Origin of the sequence: Stenotrophomonas sp. As-7, from assembly GCF_030291015.1 — a bacterium.
Taxonomy (GTDB): Bacteria; Pseudomonadota; Gammaproteobacteria; order Xanthomonadales; family Xanthomonadaceae; genus Stenotrophomonas; species Stenotrophomonas lactitubi.
Window position 1 is genome coordinate 2,421,577 of sequence record NZ_CP127405.1, and the last position, 18,521, is coordinate 2,440,097.

The 18,521-nt window shown below is 66.1% G+C and carries 15 protein-coding genes; 3 read left to right on the plus strand and 12 right to left on the minus strand.

The annotated features are described in order from the left end of the window. The first annotated feature begins 19 nt into the window (after positions 1-19). Positions 20-1,078, plus strand: coding sequence for a LacI family DNA-binding transcriptional regulator (locus tag QP457_RS11175; RefSeq protein ID WP_205404116.1), 1,059 nt, complete (start codon positions 20-22; stop codon positions 1,076-1,078). Between the two features lie 20 nt (positions 1,079-1,098). On the opposite strand, the gene QP457_RS11180 is transcribed toward QP457_RS11175, so the two are convergent. The 8 genes from QP457_RS11180 to QP457_RS11215 all read right to left on the minus strand — a co-directional run bounded on the left by QP457_RS11180 (position 1,099) and on the right by QP457_RS11215 (position 14,579). Beyond that, complete coding sequence (locus QP457_RS11180) at positions 1,099-3,663, minus strand: exo 1,3/1,4-beta-D-glucan glucohydrolase (RefSeq protein WP_205404117.1); 2,565 nt, start codon at positions 3,661-3,663, stop codon at positions 1,099-1,101. Next, positions 3,660-5,069 (minus strand): sugar porter family MFS transporter, encoded by a 1,410-nt coding sequence (locus QP457_RS11185; RefSeq protein WP_205404118.1) that lies wholly within the window; start codon positions 5,067-5,069, stop codon positions 3,660-3,662. The genes QP457_RS11180 and QP457_RS11185 overlap by 4 nt, the downstream gene beginning before the upstream one ends. A 47-nt stretch (positions 5,070-5,116) precedes the next feature. Continuing rightward, entirely contained in the window at positions 5,117-6,451 is a 1,335-nt protein-coding gene (gene xylA / locus QP457_RS11190) for a xylose isomerase (RefSeq protein ID WP_205404120.1), read from the minus strand. Between the two features lie 44 nt (positions 6,452-6,495). Beyond that, the gene (gene xylB / locus QP457_RS11195; RefSeq protein WP_205404122.1) at positions 6,496-7,989 is read right to left on the minus strand and encodes a xylulokinase; all 1,494 of its coding nucleotides are present in this window, start codon (positions 7,987-7,989) and stop codon (positions 6,496-6,498) included. Between the two features lie 64 nt (positions 7,990-8,053). Then, positions 8,054-9,583 carry a tryptophan halogenase family protein gene (locus QP457_RS11200; RefSeq protein WP_240196388.1) on the minus strand — a complete coding sequence of 510 codons (1,530 nt, stop codon included), beginning with the start codon at positions 9,581-9,583 and terminating at the stop codon, positions 8,054-8,056. Positions 9,584-9,597: 14 nt separating this feature from the next. Beyond that, positions 9,598-10,617 (minus strand): cupin-like domain-containing protein, encoded by a 1,020-nt coding sequence (locus QP457_RS11205; RefSeq protein WP_205404126.1) that lies wholly within the window; start codon positions 10,615-10,617, stop codon positions 9,598-9,600. Positions 10,618-10,620: 3 nt separating this feature from the next. Then, entirely contained in the window at positions 10,621-11,379 is a 759-nt protein-coding gene (locus QP457_RS11210; RefSeq protein WP_180167092.1) for a SapC family protein, read from the minus strand. 68 nt (positions 11,380-11,447) lie between these two features. Continuing rightward, entirely contained in the window at positions 11,448-14,579 is a 3,132-nt protein-coding gene (locus QP457_RS11215) for a TonB-dependent receptor (protein WP_205404128.1), read from the minus strand. 409 nt (positions 14,580-14,988) lie between these two features. Between QP457_RS11215 and QP457_RS11220 the strand changes: the two genes are divergently transcribed. Then, the gene (locus QP457_RS11220; protein WP_240196389.1) at positions 14,989-16,026 is read left to right on the plus strand and encodes a LacI family DNA-binding transcriptional regulator; all 1,038 of its coding nucleotides are present in this window, start codon (positions 14,989-14,991) and stop codon (positions 16,024-16,026) included. Between the two features lie 24 nt (positions 16,027-16,050). Here the strand turns inward: QP457_RS11220 and arsN2 are convergent, their stop codons facing one another. The 3 genes from arsN2 to QP457_RS11235 are packed head-to-tail and all read right to left on the minus strand — an operon-like array spanning position 16,051 to position 17,641. Further along, on the minus strand, positions 16,051-16,521 hold the full coding sequence (gene arsN2, locus QP457_RS11225; protein WP_205404133.1) for an arsenic resistance N-acetyltransferase ArsN2: 471 nt from the start codon (positions 16,519-16,521) through the stop codon (positions 16,051-16,053). A 4-nt stretch (positions 16,522-16,525) separates the two neighbouring features. Next, positions 16,526-16,990 carry a Rap1a/Tai family immunity protein gene (locus QP457_RS11230; protein ID WP_205404134.1) on the minus strand — a complete coding sequence of 155 codons (465 nt, stop codon included), beginning with the start codon at positions 16,988-16,990 and terminating at the stop codon, positions 16,526-16,528. After that, entirely contained in the window at positions 16,991-17,641 is a 651-nt protein-coding gene (locus tag QP457_RS11235; RefSeq protein ID WP_099818477.1) for a hypothetical protein, read from the minus strand. A gap of 141 nt (positions 17,642-17,782) precedes the next feature. Between QP457_RS11235 and QP457_RS11240 the strand changes: the two genes are divergently transcribed. Further along, entirely contained in the window at positions 17,783-18,061 is a 279-nt protein-coding gene (locus QP457_RS11240) for a hypothetical protein (protein WP_180167098.1), read from the plus strand. Positions 18,062-18,139: 78 nt separating this feature from the next. Here the strand turns inward: QP457_RS11240 and QP457_RS11245 are convergent, their stop codons facing one another. Continuing rightward, entirely contained in the window at positions 18,140-18,487 is a 348-nt protein-coding gene (locus QP457_RS11245; RefSeq protein ID WP_025877128.1) for an RcnB family protein, read from the minus strand. Between the last annotated feature and the right edge of the window lie 34 nt (positions 18,488-18,521).

Genomic DNA, 18,521 nt, shown 5'->3' on the forward strand with positions numbered 1-18,521 from the left:
AGAAGAACGGGAGCGCGTATTGGACAAGCCGAAGAAATCGGTCCGCCGCAAAACCAGTGGCGTGACGATCGACGAGGTGGCAGCCCTGGCCGGAGTGTCGCCGATGACGGTGTCGCGGGCGATCAACCAGGGCAAGGTGCGCGACGTCACCCGCGAGCGCGTGATGCGCGCAGTGCGTGAACTGGGCTATACGCCCAACCTCGCCGCCAGTTCGTTGGCCGCCGCGCAGCACACGCGTATTGCACTGATCTACACCGACCCCAGCGGTGCCTACCTGCGCGAACTGCTGGTCGGCCTGCTGCGGGTAGCGTCCAACGCTGCCATCCAGCTGGTCATCGACTACTGGGACGAGCCGGGCCCCACCGCCCAGCGCAAGGCCGCGCGTGCCCTTGCCGGGCGCGTGGACGGCGTCATCCTGCCGCCGCCGCTGTGCGAATCGAAGCCCGTGGTGACCGAGCTGGTCAGGGCGGGTATCCCGGTGGTGGCGATCGCGCCAGGTCACCTTGGCAACGGCGTTTCCTGCGTGCGCATCGACGACTTCCACGCTGGCAGGGAACTGGCCGAACACCTGATCCAGCATGGTCACCGCCGCATCGGCTTCATCTGCGGGCGTACCGATCTCAGCGCAAGCGCGCGGCGCTATGACGGATTTGTCAGCGCGCTGCACGACGCCGGGCTGGAGGTCGACCCCGCCCTGGTCGAACAGGGCGACTACACCTACCGCTCGGGGCTCGCCGCTGCTGAGAAGCTGCTGTGCCAGCCCCGGCCGCCCACTGCGATCTTCGCCAGCAACGACGATATGGGCGCGGCGGCAATCTCCGTTGCCCACCGCCGTGGCCTGGAGGTACCCCGCGACCTGTCGGTGGTGGGCTTCGATGACAGCTCCGCCGCCACCACGGTCTGGCCTGAACTCACCACCATCCATCAGCCGATCGCCTCGATGGCCGATGCGGCCATCGATATCCTGCTGCGCACCATCCGCCGCCGCACAGACGGCGAGCGGGTGCTGATCGACCACGTGGTGCCGCACCAGCTGGTGGTACGCGATTCGGTCGCGCGCCCACCTGGTTCCCGATAGCGCAGAGCGCGGCGTCACGGTCACGCGCCCGCGCAGCCGATGGTGGTCTCTGCTTCGTTCAGAGCGCCCAGTGCGACACGCGACACCGACAGTGTCATCGCCCCCGCCGTTCCGATCGACCACGGGCGATCCAGCTTGCCGACATCCGCGCCAGCGGCCACCAGGCACTTCAGCGGCACACCCACGCGCGTCCATTGGCCCACCGGCAGCGTTGCCAGCGTCGGCGTGAGCGCAATGCGGGCCGAGCAGCCAGTGCCGCAGCCCACTGCCAACCATGCCTCGCCGCGGGGTGCAGACTCCACCCGCAGCGTGGTCAGCAGCATCAGGTCGCCGTTGCTTTCGCGCTGCAGGTCCAGCGCCGTGTGCGACTGCAGCGTGGCAAGCGCCTCCCCCTTGCCCGACCACGCAAGACGGCGACCGTCCTCCTGCGCCAGGTGATCCACCCCGGTGATCTTGAGCAGATCGCCATCCAATGCCTCCGGCACCTTGGTGACCGTCACGCCTTGCCCCGTACCGTTCTGCAGGCGCAGGGCCATGCCCGAACCGGCATCGCCGCGCGCGAAGAACACGCCGGTGGCGCCTTCGTTGCCGGTCACGCCAGAGACCTCCGGCAGCGCCGGCAGATCGCCGTTGTCTGCGTAGGTCAGACCGAAGCCGAAAGCGAACTGCGGGTCGTAATCCTGCTGCCCCACGTTGTTGGCGTACTGCGTGGCCGAACGCGGCCAGCTGAAGCTCAACCTGCCCTTGAAATCGTGCTGCACGCTGCCATCAGCCTTGCGCAGCAGAACGTCGGCAACGCCGGCACCTTCCGAGCCGGGCAGCCACGCTGCAACGAACGCATCCGCGGCGTTGATCTCGCGGTTGACCCACAGCGGGCGTCCGCTCAGGAACACGGCAACCACGGGGATGCCTTCGGCCTTCAGCCGTTTGATCAAGGCAAGATCCGAGTCGTCCCCCGGCTTGTAGGCCAGGGTCGGCAGATCGCCCTGGAACTCGGCATACGGGCTCTCGCCGAATACCACCACGGCCACGTCCGGCTTCGTCGCGTATTTCCCATCGACCGCAAGCACTGCCTCGCCACCTGCGGCCGACGCATGCTGGGCGATGCCCTCGTAGATCGTGTCCGCGTTGGGGAAGTCCCTGCGCGTGGTACCGGTGCCTTGCCAGTTCAACGTCCAGCCGCCGGCCTGCTTGCCCACGTCGTTGGCACCATCACCGGCGACCAGGATCCGCTGCCGGGGGGACAACGGCAGTACACCGCCCTGGTTCTTCAGCATTACCAGTGATTCGCGCACGGCCTGCCGCGCAAGGGCGCGATGTTCCGGTGCACCAATCAGCGCGAACTGCCCGCCGACCGCGCGCGCGGACGGCTTGCCCGCCTCGAACAGGCCAAGTCGCATCTTCACCCGCAGGATCCGGCGCACGGCTTCATCCAGCCGCTGCTGGCTGATGGTGCCGTTCTTCACTGCAGCCAGCGTGGTTTCGTAGAAGCCTTTCCAGCTGTCCGAGGCCATGGCCATGTCCAGCCCTGCATTGATGGTGGCCGGGCAATCGGTGGTCGTGCATCCCTTGACCTGTCCATGTCCGTTCCAGTCGCCCACCACGAACCCACCGAAGTGCATGCGGCCCTTCAACGCATCGGTCAGGTACTGCATATGACCATGCATTTTTTCGCCGTTGACGCTGTTGAAGGACGCCATGACGGTCTGTGCGCCTGCCGCGATCGCCGGCGGATACCCGGCCGCGTGGATGCGCACCAGGTCTGCTTCGCTGATCCGGGTATCACCCTGGTCCTTACCGTCGGTGGTGCCGCCGTCGCCGAGGAAGTGCTTCACCGAAGCGATCACATGACGACCATCGAGGAACGCGGGCGTACCCACTTTGCCCTGCAGGCCTTCGACCATTGCACCGGCATAGCTGGCCACCACCTCGGGCGATTCGGAATAGCCCTCGTAAGTACGCCCCCAGCGGTCGTCCTGCGGTACCGCCACGGTCGGTGCGAATGCCCACTCCATGCCGGTCGCGCGGGTCTCCAGTGCGGTGACTTCGCCGATCCGACGCAGCAGATCCGGGTTGCGGGCCGCGCCCAGGCCGATGTTGTGCGGGAACAGCGTCGCGCCGATGATGTTGCTCTGCCCGTGCACGGCATCAATGCCGAACAGCACCGGAATCGCTTTGCCACCGGCGGAGGTGTCCATCGACGCTGCGTAGAACGCATCGGCCAGCGCCAGCCATTCGGCCGGCGCGGCATCGTAACGGCTACCGGGATCGGAATTGCCGCCGGCCAGGACCGAGCCCAACCGATAGCGGCGCACGTCGTCGGGCGTGATGCTGGCGATATCGCCCTGCACCAGCTGGCCGACCTTTTCCTCCACCGTCATGGTGGCCATCAGGTCGGTGATGCGCTTCTCCAGCGCGGGGTCCTCGGCCAACGGCCAGGCGACCTGCGGCCACGGATCCGCCGTCGCGGCCGCAGGTCCGGCAACCTTCTCATCCCTGCCGCAGGCCGTCAGTGCCAGCAGCAGCGTGGTCAGCAGCACGCCAGCATGGGCGCGGCCAACGTGTCGATGGGTCATTGCGTTCATCCTTGCATCTGCTCCAGTTCCTTGCCCTTGGTTTCGTGCACGTACCTGAGCACGAAGAACACCGAAATGACCGCTGCCACCAGGTAGATGCTGTACGTGGCTGCCAGCCCGGCGGCGGCCAGCAGGATGGGGAAGGTCACGGTAACGGCGAAGTTCGCGGTCCACTGCGCCGCACCGGCCACTGCCAGGCCCGAACCGCGGATCTGGTTGGGGAACATTTCGCCCAGCATCACCCACATCACCGGTCCCCACGAGATGTTGAAGAACACGACATAGGCATTGGCCGCCACCAGCGCCAGCGTGCCCATGCCTGCAGGCAGCTGCAGGTGCGTATCGACCAGCGAGCCGCTGGCGAATGCCGCCACCAGCACCGCCAATGACACCGCCATGCCGGCCGAGCCCACCCACAGCAACGGCTTGCGCCCGATGCGATCGATCAGCAGCACGGTGACGATGCACGCACCAATGCTGAGCGCACCGGACAGCACGTTGATCAGCAATGCGTCGTTCTCGGAGAAGCCGACGGCCTGCCAGAGCACGGCACCGTAGTAGAAGACCACGTTGATGCCGACCAGCTGCTGGAAGGTGGCCAGGCCGATACCCACCCAGACGATGGAGCGGATCCGGCCGGTGCTCTTGCTGCGCAGGTCAGACAGCCGCGGCCGATGGTGGTCGGTCGACAGCGAAGCGTCGATCTCGGCAAGCTTCGCCTGCGCCTCGGCACCGCCGTACAGCCGCGCAAGCACCTGCAGTGCCTCGTCCTTGCGGCGCTTCACCATCAGGTAGCGCGGGCTTTCCGGAATGGTCAGCAGCAATGCCAGGAACAGCAGCGAAGGCACGGCCTGCATCCAGAACATCCAGCGCCACGCCGCATGGCCGCCCCACAGCGCCTCGGTGGAGGCACCGGCGGTGGCCGCCAGCAGGTAGTTGGACAGGAACGCGACGGTCAGCCCGCTGATGATGGCGATCTGCTGGACCGTGGCGAGGCGGCCACGGTAGCGTGCCGGTGCCACTTCGGCGATGTAGGCCGGCGAGATCACGCTCGCGGCCCCCACCGCGAAGCCCCCCAACACCCGCGCGACGACGAACATCACCGAGGACGATGCGGCCCCTGCGCCGATCGCCGACAGCAGGAAAAGCACCGCCGAGACGATCAGCACATTGCGGCGACCGAGACGGTCGGCCAGGCGGCCGGCACTGAAGGCACCGACGGCACAGCCCAGCAGCATCGAGGCGATCTCGAACCCCTGCATCCACTCGCCGGACCTGAACGCCTGATGCAGGCCATCCTGGGTGCCATTGATCACGCCGCTGTCGAACCCGAACAGGAATCCGCCAATCGTCGCCACCACGCTGATCAGTACGATCAATCGGGTGTTCTCTCCACCGTTCATTGCCTGCTGCATTGCCCTGCCCCTCCCCGGTTCGGTGTCATCGATGCGAGCCGTCGCGCTCAACGCAGCAGGTACTGGTTGATCAGGTTCTCGTAGCGCTCCTGCTTGCCACTGATCTGCCGTGGCTCGCCGCCCTTGGCACCCAGCGCAGCCAGCTCTGCGAGGCTGAGCGCGCCGCGCGCGAAGTCATTGCCGGCACCACTGTCGAAGCTGGCGTAACGCTCCTGGCGCCACTGCTCCAGCGGCGAGTCGTTCAGCAGCGCATGGGCCACTTCCAGTCCGCGGGCGAACGCATCCATGCCGCCGACGTGGGCAATGAACAGATCTTCCAGGTCGGTCGATTCACGGCGCACCTTGGCGTCGAAGTTCAAGCCGCCTTCCAGGCCGCCCTGGCGCAGCACCACCAGCATCGCCCCCACGGTGTCGTACAGGTCGGTGGGGAACTGGTCGGTATCCCAGCCGTTCTGCGCGTTGCCGCGGTTGGCGTCGATGCTGCCGAGCAGGCCGTGGTCCGAGGCGACCTGCAGATCGTGTTCGAAGGTGTGGCCGGACAACGTAGCGTGGTTCGCCTCGATGTTGAGCTTGAAATCCTTGTCCAGGCCATGCTCCTTCAGGAACCCCACCACGGTGGCGCTGTCGAAGTCGTACTGGTGCTTCATCGGTTCCATCGGCTTGGGCTCGATCAGGAAGTTGCCCTTCAGGCCGATGCTGCGGCCATGGTCGCGCGCCATGGTCAGGAACCGCGCCAGGTGGTCGACTTCGCGCTTCATCTGGGTATTGGCCAGCGCGGCATAGCCTTCGCGGCCGCCCCAGAACACGTAATGTTCGCCGCCCAGTTCAACGGTGGCCTCCAGCGCCGCCTTCACCTGCACGGCGGCACGCGCCACCACCGCAAAGTCCGGGTTGGTGGACGCACCGTTCATGTAGCGCGGGTGCGAGAACAGGTTGGCCGTGCCCCACAGCAGTTTCATGCCGGTGGCATCCTGGCGCGCCTTGGCCAGGCCCACCATGTGCTTCAGGTTCTTTTCGTACTGCGTGACGTCGTCGGCGTCCGGCGCCAGGTCGATATCGTGGAAGCACCAGTACGGCACGCCCAGCTTGGTGAAGAACTCGAACGCCGCGTCCACCTTCGCCTCGGCGGTCGCCATCGGCGAGCCGGCCTCCCAGGAGAAGTCGCGGGTACCCGGGCCGAACGGATCGTGCCCGGCGTTGCAGAAGGTGTGCCAGTAGCAGACCGCGAAGCGAAGATGCTCCTGCATGGTCTTGCCACCGATGACCTTGTCGGCGTCGTAGACCTTGAAGGCGAGCGGGTTGTCCGAGCCCCGTCCTTCGAAGGGAATGCGGCCGATGCCGGGGAAGTATTCCTTGGCGCCGATGAAGGGTTGCGTGCTCATGGTGCGTCTTCCTGTCGTTGTGCGAGGTGTCGCGGAAAGAGGAATCAGCCGCGATACAGCGGCGTGATGGCGTCGAGATGTCGCAGGAACCGGGTATAGGCGGCGGCGTAGGCTTCGCTGCGCGAGGGGTCCGGGCGCGCGGACCGCAGCGGGTCGAGCGCAACGTGCCGGTCGGTGATCGCGGCGATCGAGGCGGCGTCACCGCGCGCGTGAGCGACGGCCCACAGCGCCTGCAAGGCCGCACCGAACGCCGCGCCTTCGGGCTGGGTCGGTACGTCCACGGGCAGGCCGAACACATCGGCCACCAGTTGCCGCCACTGTCCGCTGTTGCTGCCGCCGCCGGTCAGCACAATGCGGTCGAACTGCATGCCCGCGCCGACGAATGCGTCGTAGCCAAACTTCAGCGCGTAGGTGGCCCCTTCCATGGCCGCGCGGTAGATGTGCGCCGGCGTCATGTTGGTCGTATCCAGGCCCGCCAGCACCCCTTTGCCCTGCGGCAGGTCCGGCGTGCGTTCGCCGTTGAGGAACGGCAGCATCACCAGCCCGTCGGCGCCGGGCGGCGTGGCGTGCAGGTAGCCGTCGCCATCGCGGCTGCTGAAACCGAAGGCATCGGCAACCTGCCCGGTCACCACGGTGCAGTTCATCGTGCAGATCAGTGGCAGCCAGCCGCCGGTCGACGAGCAGAACGCGGCCCACGCGCCGTTGGGATCGACCACGGGGGTGTCCGAGAACGCAAACAGCGTGCCTGACGTGCCCAGGCTCATCGCCAGGCGACCAGGCACGACGCAGCCGGTGCCGATGGCCGCCATCATGTTGTCGCCGCCGCCGACGGCCACCTTCACGGTGGGCGGAAGTCCCAATGCCACGGCGGCCTCAGGCGCAATGTCGAACACCTCATCGGGTGCAGCGATGCGCGGCAGGCAACCGGCAAGATCGCGCTGCGGATCGGTCGCGTGCAGCAGCTCATCCGACCAGGTGCGGGTGCGCACGTCCAGCCAGCCGGTGCCGGACGCGTCGCCGTACTCGCAGAAGCGTTGGCCGGTCAACACGAAATTGAGGTAATCGTGCGGCAACAGGATGGTGGCCAGCCGGGCGTAGGCGTCGGGCCGGTGCATCTTCGTCCACGGCAGCTTGGAGGCGGTGTAACCGGCAAGCACCGGGTTGCCGGCCAGTTCGATGGTGCGTGCGGCACCGCCAACCGCGTCCATTATCTGCACGCATTCGGCCGCGGTGCTGGTGTCGCACCACAGCTTGGCCGGTGCCAGGACCTTCCCTGCCGCATCGATCGGTACGAAGCCATGCTGCTGCCCGGAGACCGCAAGCGCGGCAATGAGCGAGCGCAGCGCCGGATCGATTGCGGCAAAGCAGCCCTGCAGCGCGGCGACCCAGTCGTCTGGGCGCTGTTCCCGGCTGCCATCGGCGGCACTGGTCAGTTCCAGTGGCGCGCTGGCGCTGGCAACGAGGCTGCGTGCATCAGGATCGTAGACGACCACCTTCAGGCTCTGCGTACCGGCGTCGATTCCTGCAACCAATTCCATCCACTGCACCCCGTAATGATGTGAAGGTAGCGCTACCAATTCTGTGCAACAGCACACACTGCGGCTACGCCACGTCCTGCCCCGTTTGCCAGGCTCCGGGCGCGGCCTTGCAGTAGCGTTCGATGAAGTCCGCCTGCGACGGCATCTTCGCCACCGCTTCCTGCACCGGCTGCCGGAGTCGGTGCAACAGCGTGCGCAGGTCCGCGTCGCCGATCGCGCGCGCAAGCGGATGCGGCGGTCCCGGCAGGATGCCCTGGCCCATCAGGACGCTGGTCCAGGAGTCGACCCGGAACAGCTCGCCGGGGTCCTGCCAGGCATGGGCACGTTCGCGCCACGCGCGCAGGCGGACCTGCAGTGACTCGGGAAGCGCCATCTCGCGGCACGCCTTCCACATCGGCTCGTCGCGCTGGTTGGCGTGGTAGTGCAGGATGATGAAATCGCGGACATGCTCCATCTCCTGGCGGCTGACGTCGTTGTACAGCGCCACCAGCGAAGGGGTGATGCCCTCGGACGGGAACAGCTGGATCAGGCGCACGACGGCGCAGATGGTCAGGTGGATGCTGGTCGATTCCAGCGGCTCGATGAAGCCACTGGCCAGCCCCAGTGCCACCACGTTGCGGTTCCAGGCCTGCAACCGGCGTCCGCTGCGGAACGGTACCAGCCAGGGATCGCGCAGGGGCCGTCCGTCGACATCACGCAGCAGCTTGGCCTGGGCCTCGTCATCGGACATGTGGCGGCTGGAGAACACCAGGCCGCAGCCGACCCGGTGCTGCAATGCGATATGCCAGCGCCATCCGGCCTCGTGCGCGATGGCACGGGTGTAGGGCACCGGCGGCGTAGCCGCGTCGGTCTGCACGGCAACGGCACGATCGCTGGGCAGCCACTCGTTCCAGTCTTCATAACCGGTATGCAGAGTCTGCTCGGTCAACAGGCCACGGAAGCCGGTGCAGTCGATGAACAGATCGCCTTCGATGACCTGGCCGTCCTCCAGCAGCAGCGATGCAACCGAACCGTCATCGGCATGCTGGCGGACTTCACGGATCTTGCCTTCCACCCGCCGCAGCCCGTTGGCTTCGGCCTTGCCGCGCAGGAATCGGGCGTAGAGCCCGGCGTCGAAATGGTAGGCGTAGTTGACCTGGGGCTGGGTCTGCAGCGAAAACCGGTCGGCTTGGGACGCGACGCTTTCCAGGCAGAAGTCGCCCAGTTCCGAAGGCATGCCGCGACGCAGGCTGTCCAGCCAGAAATGATGGAACGGCGTGGCCCACGTACCCTGCCCGATCGTGCCGAAGGGATGGATGAAACGCTCACCCGGGCGACGCCAGTTCTCGAACGAGATCGAGAGCTTGAACGTGCCGGCGACCGCGCGCAGGAACTCCTGCTCATCGATCTGCAGGAAGCGGTGGAACGTGCGGATGGGCGGCACGGTGGATTCGCCCACACCCACGGTACCGATCTGCTCGGACTCTACCAGGGTGATGTCCAGCTGCTGGCGGAACTGGTGCGCCAGCGCGCAGCCGGCCAGCCAGCCGGCAGTGCCGCCACCGGCGATCACCACTCTCCGGATCCGCCCTTGTGTAGTGTCCGCAGCGTTCAATGCGATGCTCCCCATCAGCGGTTGAGTCGACCCAGCAGCTGCGCGCGCATGCGCCGCGCCTGCGTCTCGTCGAACGGTGCCAGCTCCCCCCGGGCGGCTTCGGGCAGGTGTTGCCCTGCCCGCTCGCCGGGACCAAACACGTAGTAATCGAAGATCCTTGCCCAGGCCTGTTTCTCGCGTGCCGGTAGATCACGCAGGGCCCACATCGCATGCTGCAGCGCCGGCAGGGGCGAGCCCAGGAAGGCTGGCGCGCTGCGCCACCAGTAATTCACCAGCACGTTGAACGGTTCCAGGCTGCGCACGTGGTGCCACCACAGGCCCGGGATGAAGATGGCATCCCCGGGTTCAAGCGTGGCGGTCTGCGCGCTTGCCATGGCATCACGGAAGCGCGGATGGCGGTCGACGTCCGGGCGTTCGAAGTCCACCGTGCTGACCACCTGTCCTCCAGGGGTCGGCTCCATCGGCCCCGGGTAGAGGTTGCCGATCTGCTCCGGCGGAAACAGGGTGAAGCGGCGCCGGCCCACCGCACAGCACGCCAGGTTGTCGGGGATGTCGTAATGGCAGGAGGCCGTTACCCGGTTGCCGATCCAGATGCTGGCCGAGGCATCGATGCCCTGCCCGGCCAGGCCGGCATCGTTGTGCTGCGCGAACCCGGGCAGCGCCCGTGCGATCAGCAGCGAAGCGACGTAGTAGGTGGGCGGGTTCGGCGAATCCAGATGATCGCCAATTGCGTCCAGCACCTCCGTCAGCACGCCACGCCGGACCTCGAAGTTCAAGCGAGTGAAGTCGGCGTTGTAGAACGGGCGCCCTTCGATCTCGGGGCCGCCAAAGGAATAGGGAACCGGCACGCCTGCGTCGAAGCCGCGAAGGTAGGCCATCGCCTCCTGCAGGGAACGTGCACCGGCCTGCACCAGCCCCCATCCGTTCGCGATGCCGCGCAGCACCACCGGTTCGCCGGCAGCCACCAGCGACTCCAGCGGCAGCGCCGTGGCATCGAGCCCTTCCAGGGTACGCATCGGGAGGCCGTCCAGCACCGGTCAGTTCCTGCCTGCCGCAGCAGCGGCATCCTGCGCCCGCAGTCGCCGCTGCTTCTCGGCGATGAGGCGGCGCATGTTGTGCAGTGACGCCAGCATCAGATAGGCGCCTTCCAGATAGCCGGCGCGGTTGAGCGCGGCCAGCGCGGCACCGTCCAGCTGCGCCAGCCGATCACGGTCGATCGCGTGCAGGCCGTTGACACCGATCCGATGCTCCGGATCGATCCGCACGTCCAGCGTGACCGGTTGGATCAGCCCGTTCGCATCGAGGGCGGCGAACATCTCCGCGGCAAACGCATGGCCATCGTGAATGCCGCGCAGCACGCCGGCGACGTGTTCGAGATAAGGCGAGTTCCCTCCCTGCGGCAGGAACACCGGCTCCCCCTCCATCGCGCTCACGCGCGGATGGTCCAGATCCACATGCAGCACGGCCTCCCGGGTGAGCGCGCCATCAACGTGGTTCTCCTGGAAGCCGATCAGGAATGGCCCCTTGGCCGCCGCACCGGGCAGGTACGCCGCATTCCAGCGGTCGCCCTGCAGGAACAGGTTCTCGTGCTGCTCGAAGCCCAGCAGAGCCACCGACTGCCAGCCACCGGTGTCGGCATCCCTGCGCAGGAAGATCGGGTACTCCCGCTGCAGTTCTGCAAATTCACTCGGGTACGCTGGCACCATGCCGACCGCATCGCCGAACTCCGGCCCGAAGCCGGTGGCAACGCGAAGATCGCGGTGGGCAACGTTGTTGAGCATTTCGTAACGCGGCATGGACGTGTCCCGTTCGGTCAGATGCCTTCAACCGGTGCAGCTGCCGTGGCAGCTGCACCCCCCACGGTTCAGAACTTGTAGCGCACGCCGAGCATATACCGCGGACTCTGGTCGGCCAGCTTGACGATCATCTGCGAGGTGCGCGAGCGCCAGAGGACATCCTCACCGGTCAGGTTGATCGCCTCCAGGCCGAACGACCAGTGATCATCCAGGGTGTAGTTCACGCTGAGATCCCACTGCTCATACGCCTCCACATAGTACGGATTGCGGCTGGCACCCTGGTTGGCCAGGATCAGGTACTGGTCGCGCCAGTTCCAGGCAAGGCGTACCGACCAGCCGTACTTCTCATACATCAGCACGGCGTTGGCGGTGTCGCTCAGGCCGGTGAGCGAGAACTGGTCGATGCCCGGATCGCCGGCATTGTTGAAGCCCACATCACCATCGACCAGGGTGTAGTTGGCCAGAATGCCAAAGCCGGTATCGCCGAAGAAATACTGTCCACCCAGCTCCCAGCCGTGCAGCTTGGCCTTGTTCTGGTTGATGGGACGGTTGACGTTGAACTGGTAGAGCGGATCGGCAGCCGTGCCGTAAAGATCGTAGGCTGCCTCGGTGGCCAGCACCTGGGCGTCGGTGCCGTTGTAGGCGGCCAGCCCGGCCGGATTGTTGCGCAGCAGGGCCAGGGCGGTGAACAGCGAGGTGTCATTGGCCGAGCACGCCGCCGCGTTGGCAGCGCCCACCTGGGTGACGCAGGCACCGCTGTTGAGGAATGCCAGGGCCGCCTGCGCGTCCGGACCGGAGGTAGGATCGCGCAGGCCGTACAGATTTTCCTGGACAATGGTGTTGCCAACGAAGTTGTCGACCGATTTGTTCCAGTAGGTCAGCGACAGGTAGCTCGCGTCGGCGAAGTACCACTCGAGTGCCAGGTCCAGGTTGTCCGATTCCAACGGTTTCAGCTGCGGGTTCTGTGCAGTGCCGCTGGCCCGCGAGGACGGGTCGATCAGGACCGAGCCGAACGGCTGCTGGGCAGTCGGGCCGGCATATAGGTTGCCGATCGGTGCGCGCGCGATGCTCTTGCCGAACGAGACACGTCCCTTCAGGTCCTCGCGAAGATCGATGCTGAAATCAAGGTTGGGCAGGATGTAGCTGTAGTTGCTCTTTTCGGTGAACGGCTGCTGCTCGTCGGACAACACCACTCGGAAGTCGTTGTTGGACTGCCACTCGATCGCTTCCGGGATGGCGATGTTCGAGGTGGAGACAACGTCCGTCGTTTCATAGCGCACACCCAGTCGGGTATTGGTACGCATCCCGCCCAGCTCGCCATCCAGCTCAACCTGGAAGTAGGCCGACTTCGTCTTCTCTTCCACCAGGTTGTCGGCGGCGCGCTTGGGGCTCACGCCGAGGCCCACGCCATACTCGTTTGCCGCCCACTGCGCGAGGCGGCCGGCGTCGCCGCGCCATGCGGTCCAGCTGCTGGCACTGTAATCATCAAACAGACCGACGATGTTGACCGGCTGCATCAGGTCCATCAGCCCGCCGGCCGTGTCACGGTTGACGTTGGCTACGCCCCAGTCACCCAGTGTCGAATAGGCCTCTTCGGCCTGGATGCGATGGGTGGTGGCCTTGCTGCTGTCCACGCCGAACTGGAAGCGACCGCTGTCGAAGATCCACTCGCCATCCACGCGGCCCTGCTTGATCTCGCTGATCTGGGTCTGCGAGTTGACGCGCAGCACCTGGCTGCCGATCTCGCCCGGCACGAAGCCCGGGTTGACCACGCCGTTGGTATTGGCGGCTGCATCGGCGGTGGACGGGAACCAGACCTGGGTGCCGATCGGCAGGCCGTTGTTGAAGTTCAGCTCCTGCACCCATGAGCCGCCGCAATGCGGGCCGGTGGTGCAGTTGTTGGTGCCGGCGATGCTCATGAAGATGGAGCCACCGCCAGTGAGCGGGTCGTTCGGGCGGCTTTCGTTCTTCGAATTGTGCGCATCGAAAGTCAGCTTGAAGCGGTCGGTCACGTTCCATGCCGCATTGAAGCCCAGCGACCCCAGCTTGTACTTCTGCATGCTGCGCTGCTGCTCAAGGCCGAAGTCCTTGGTGCCGGCGATCTCGCGGATGTAGGTTGGGGTCGCTACCGCGCCACTGGTGTCGAATTCGACGTCGGTGTAATTGCTGTTCTGCAGCCACATGCCCTGCTCGCCACGATTCTCGGTGATCTCGTTGGTCGAATAGGTGTAGTCCAGGGTCAGGGTCACCGCATCGGTCGGCGCGAACTGCAGCACCGCCTGGCCGTTGATGCGCTCACGTTCGAACTCGGAGAACGCATAGCGCAGGTCATTGGGCCGGGCGTACAGCGCGCCCACCGCCGGTGCGTTGACTACCCTCGGGTTGCCCGGCATGGTGCCGGTCCACGGCTGCACATTCCAGTAGTTCTCGGTGGCCTGCACCGAGCCGCCCTTGCGCTTCTGGTAGCTGGCGCTCACGCCCACGCCGAAGGTCTTTTCCGGATTGGTGTAGCTGAAGATGCCGGACAGCTCCGGTGTCAGGTCGTCACCGAATGGCTGGCTGCGGTCGGAGACAGCTTTCGCGCCGGCACTGGCGACGATGCCCTCATGGTCGAACGGCCGCGAGGTAAGGATGTTGATGGTGGCACCGATGCCACCGCTGGGGACATTGGCCTGGCTGGTCTTGTAGACCTCGATGCCGTTGATGGCTTCGGCAGCCAGCTGGGCGAAGTTGAAGGCGCGGGTACCGCCGTCGACACCACCGATGGCGACCTGCCCGGACGCACCGAATGCATCGGCGCCGGGCATCTGGCGCCCATTGAGCGTCACCATGTTGAACTGAGGGCCGAAGCCACGCGCCGTCACCTGTGCACCTTCACCATCACGTCGTTCGATCGAGATGCCGGTGATGCGCTGCAGGGACTCTGCCAGGTTGGTGTCGGGGAACTTGCCGATGTCCTCCGCACTGATCACATCCACCACGCCGGCCGAGTCGCGCTTGATGTCCATCGCCTGGCTGAGGCTGTTGCGGATGCCGGTGACCTGCACGGTATCCAGCTGTTTCGGACTGGGCGGGTTCTGCTGCTGGGCGACAGGCGCGGCGGGTGACGTCTCCTGTGCGAATGCGGGATTGATGACCAGGACCCCACCGACAAAGGTGAACATGGCCCTGGAGGTGAACTTCGCCAGCGTCCGGCTCATCGACGAGCCCTCCGGCCTGGGGTACGACGGAACGAAAAAGCGCTCATGACTCTCCCCTCTGACATACGATCGAATGGATGTACCGCCCCTCCTGGGGGCACGCACGGGCGATGCCCGTCTTCCACACCGAACATCGCAGTACGCTTTGCACCCACTGCGACTCACACTCGCTTTCAGACCTGCCGGAACAGCCGCGCGGTAAAGGGGGGGGGGCATCCGCTGGCCTTACACCGGTCCAGTGGTAGCGCTACCATCGCGTCAGGGCGCAGACTACTCACCCGCAATCGCGCTTGTCATCATGCAGCGCAGCAAAGGGAATCGACACTTGAAGAACGGCCACAAAGCGGTCCGCCGGAAAGCGAGCGCCATCACCATCGATGACGTCGCTGCGCATGCAGGCGTTTCCGCCATGACGGTGTCGCGCGTCATCAACGGCCATGCCGGGGTACGCGAGGGCAACCGCGAACGCGTCCTGCGCAGCGTGCACGCGCTGGACTACCGGCCCAACCTCGCCGCATCCGCACTGGCCGCCGCGCAGCGCACGTGCATCGCCTTGATCTACACCAATCCCAGCTCCAGCTACCTGCGCGAACTGCTGGTCGGCGCACTGCGCGGGTCCACGCGGTCGGCGGCGCAGCTGGTGATCGCTGCATGGGATGAACTGGGCGCCCAGGCACGTCGCGAGGCGGCACGGCAACTTTCCACCACCGTGGCAGGGGTGATTCTTCCGCCGCCCCTGTGTGAGTCAAAGGACATCGTCGATGTATTCGTCAATGCCGGCATTCCCGCGGTCTCGATCGCGTCCAGCCGCTTCAGCGACAGGATTTCCTGCGTGCGCATCGACGACCGCCAGGCCAGCCATGACATGGTGGCGCATCTGGTCTCCCTTGGGCATACCCGCATCGGTTACATCAAGGGCGATCCGAACCAGACGGCCAGTGCGCATCGCTGGCAGGGCTACCGGGATGCCCTGGCCGAAGCTGGTATCGTCTACGACGGCGCGCTCGTCCAACCGGGCTACTTCACCTACCGGTCTGGACTGGAGGCTGCCGAGCAGCTGCTGACGCTGCAGACGCCACCCAGCGCGATCTTCGCCAGCAACGATGACATGGCATCGGCGGTCGTTTCCGTGGCGCATCGTCGCGGCCTGCAGGTACCGGGCGATCTTTCGGTGGTCGGGTTCGATGACACATCCGCTTCGACGATGGTGTGGCCGGAGCTGACCACGATCCATCAGCCCGTAGCGGAGATGGCCGACAACGCGATGGACATCCTGTTGCGGGCGATCCGTCACTCCGCCTCGCCGGGACGTGCGGCAGTCAATCACGTACTCGCGCACCGGCTGATCACGCGCGCTTCGGTATCGACACCGCAGCGGCCCTCTGCACTGCGGGCATCGCCGATTGCAACGCGGCAATCCGCTGACGCCGATGGGCGCGGCGGCTGAAGCACCGCCCCGGGCCCGGTTGCCCTACAGCCGCCGCATCATCAGCTGGGCTGAGCCTGGGCACAGTCCACTGAACTGCGTCGACGCGGCGACGAATCCAGGTGCTGCATCGCGCGCGACGCACTCATAGCCAAGCTGCCCGAAGAACGGTGCTGCCGTGGTCGTGAGAAGGAACACCGTCCTGCCGCCCGCCGCTTTGGCATGCCGTTCCAGTTCCACAACCAGGTGCTGCCCCAGGCCCCTGCCCTGCGACATCGGCCGGATCGCCAGCGAGCGCAGGAGCACCACATCCCGGCTCGATTCGTAGCCCACACAGCCGAGCAGCTCTCCATCCAACGTCGCTGCCAGAAGGGTGATTGGCCTGCCTGCACGCAGATCCTCTGTTGGCAGGCCGCTGGCCTCCAGCAGGGCCAGCACATCGGCAGACAACGCTGTCTCCATCACGCGCATGCGGCAGCCCTCTCTTCGTTCCGGCCCGGCGTGCAGCGGCAGCAAGCGCTCATCGTGCTCTCTGCGCGGCGTGGGCGCGGTCGCTGCTGGACGCCGCGTGTTGGCAGGGAAGCGCGGTCTGAAGTGCTTCGATGACCAGAGATGCGGCATCCTGCTGCAGTCGTTCGGCAGGCAGCTGCCGGATGTGCGAAGCCACCCGGTCGACCAGTTCATGGGGAAGGATCTGCCCCTGGCAGCACCACTGCCCTCGGCCTGCGTCCGCAATACCCTGGATATAGGCGCTCGCGCGGGCGCTTGACAGGTCCCGGCACTGATCACTGCTGCAGAATCCGCTTTCGCCCTTGCCCTGCAGGAGCCTGGCCAGCTCTGCTCCGCTCACGAACCACGTGCGCGCAGCCGGTGCCGTCTCGGCCAGCGCGGACCCCGCCAACAGGCAGAGGCAGAGCACAAAGGCGGCGGGCACGCAGCGCGCTCTCCTGCCGACCGGATCCCTGCGGATGCCCGTGTCTGTCATCTAGTTCTCCTGGGCAGCATGGCCGCGCTCCTGAATACGGTCCAACTGATTGCGTGGAGTGAACTGCGGGTCGTCCGCTCCCTCCAGCATGAGCTCGACCATTGCATCGAAGGTTGCAGCGGTCTCGCCAGACTGCGCAGGCGTCATGAAGCCGGAATCGCCCTTGCCGGCGAGGTGGACCGCAGCAACCGTCTCCCGCTCGCCGTCCTCGGCCCACAGGTAGTCGTGCACCAGTGCCTCGCCGTGCTCGCCAGGCTCAAGGAAATCGGCGGCGCCGCGCGCCATGGCCAGAAACACGACCAGGTCATGGAGGTTCTCGGAATACGTCAGTGACCCTGCAACGAAGTACGCCCCTGCCTGATCGTAGGCCGCAAGCTTGATGTTCTCCGCCTGCGCGGATTGCAGGATGGCGGCCAACGCTGCGCGGTTGTCCGCATGCCGGGCCAGCATTGCATTGCAATCGGCGAGGAATTCACCCAGCTCCACATCACTGGACGCAGCCAGATCGGCGCCGCCGGGCAGGCGCCACCGGCCGGCGATCGATCGCCAGTCCTTCCACCTCGATGCCGCAGGCACCGGCGCGGCCAACCAGCGTGCAAGACGCTCGCGTGGCAGCCGCAGCCTGAGCAGGGCCGAATAGGGTTCGGACATGGCTCGCATCCATTCTCTGATCTTCGACAGCGAGCTTGTACCAAACAACGTCAGCCAAGCCAACTGCCGCAACCGGGCACGTGCTGTTAACGCTCCCGCATTATGCTGACTGCCTCATTGGATTTCCGCGAGGCGCGCCCCTTGACCAAGCTGCATGCCCTGATGATCGCCAGCTGCCTGTGTGCCTTCAGCCCACTGGCCCTGGCTGAAACCGTAAACCTGACCAACAGCGCCGACGGTGCCAACCGCGAGGCCGGCATTGCCGCGGTCAAGAAGAAGCTGCAGGACGCCTGCACCGATCGCAAAGGTTCACCCGACGCGGCGTCGTTCGAAGTGGTCTTTGAAAAGACCAGCGACAACCCGAACGTACCGAAGCCGTATTACGTGGACGGCAGGATGAAGTGCGAGTTGCCGGGGTAAGCGCGCGATGCCACCGGCGGCCGTGCCTGCAGTACCCCCGCGGCGGCTGCGCGCCGCCCGGGGCCCATGCCGGAATCCCTAGCGACGCAGGGCGTCGATGATCACGCCGGTGGCGATCTCCACCAGCAGGTATTCCGTATCCGACTGCCGCACCCAGCGCTGACCGCGGCCGGGGTCGCGCAGACGGTAATGCGCGTAGTCGTCCACCCAGTAGCGCCGGTCAACCTCGGCCCAAGGCAAGCGGTCACCGCGGCGCCATGCCTTTTTCTGCCAGCCCGGCGGGGGTGCGTCGCGGTTGTGCGGGCCGCCTGCATGGGGCGGCGGTCCGTTGCCCCGTGCATGATGCGGCGGATCGGCCCAGGCAGGCGCAGCAACCAGGGTCACTGCCGCACCCAGGGCAATGCCAAGCAAACGTCCGGTTTTCATGGGGATACTCCCGGTCCAGCCGCAGTATGCGGCG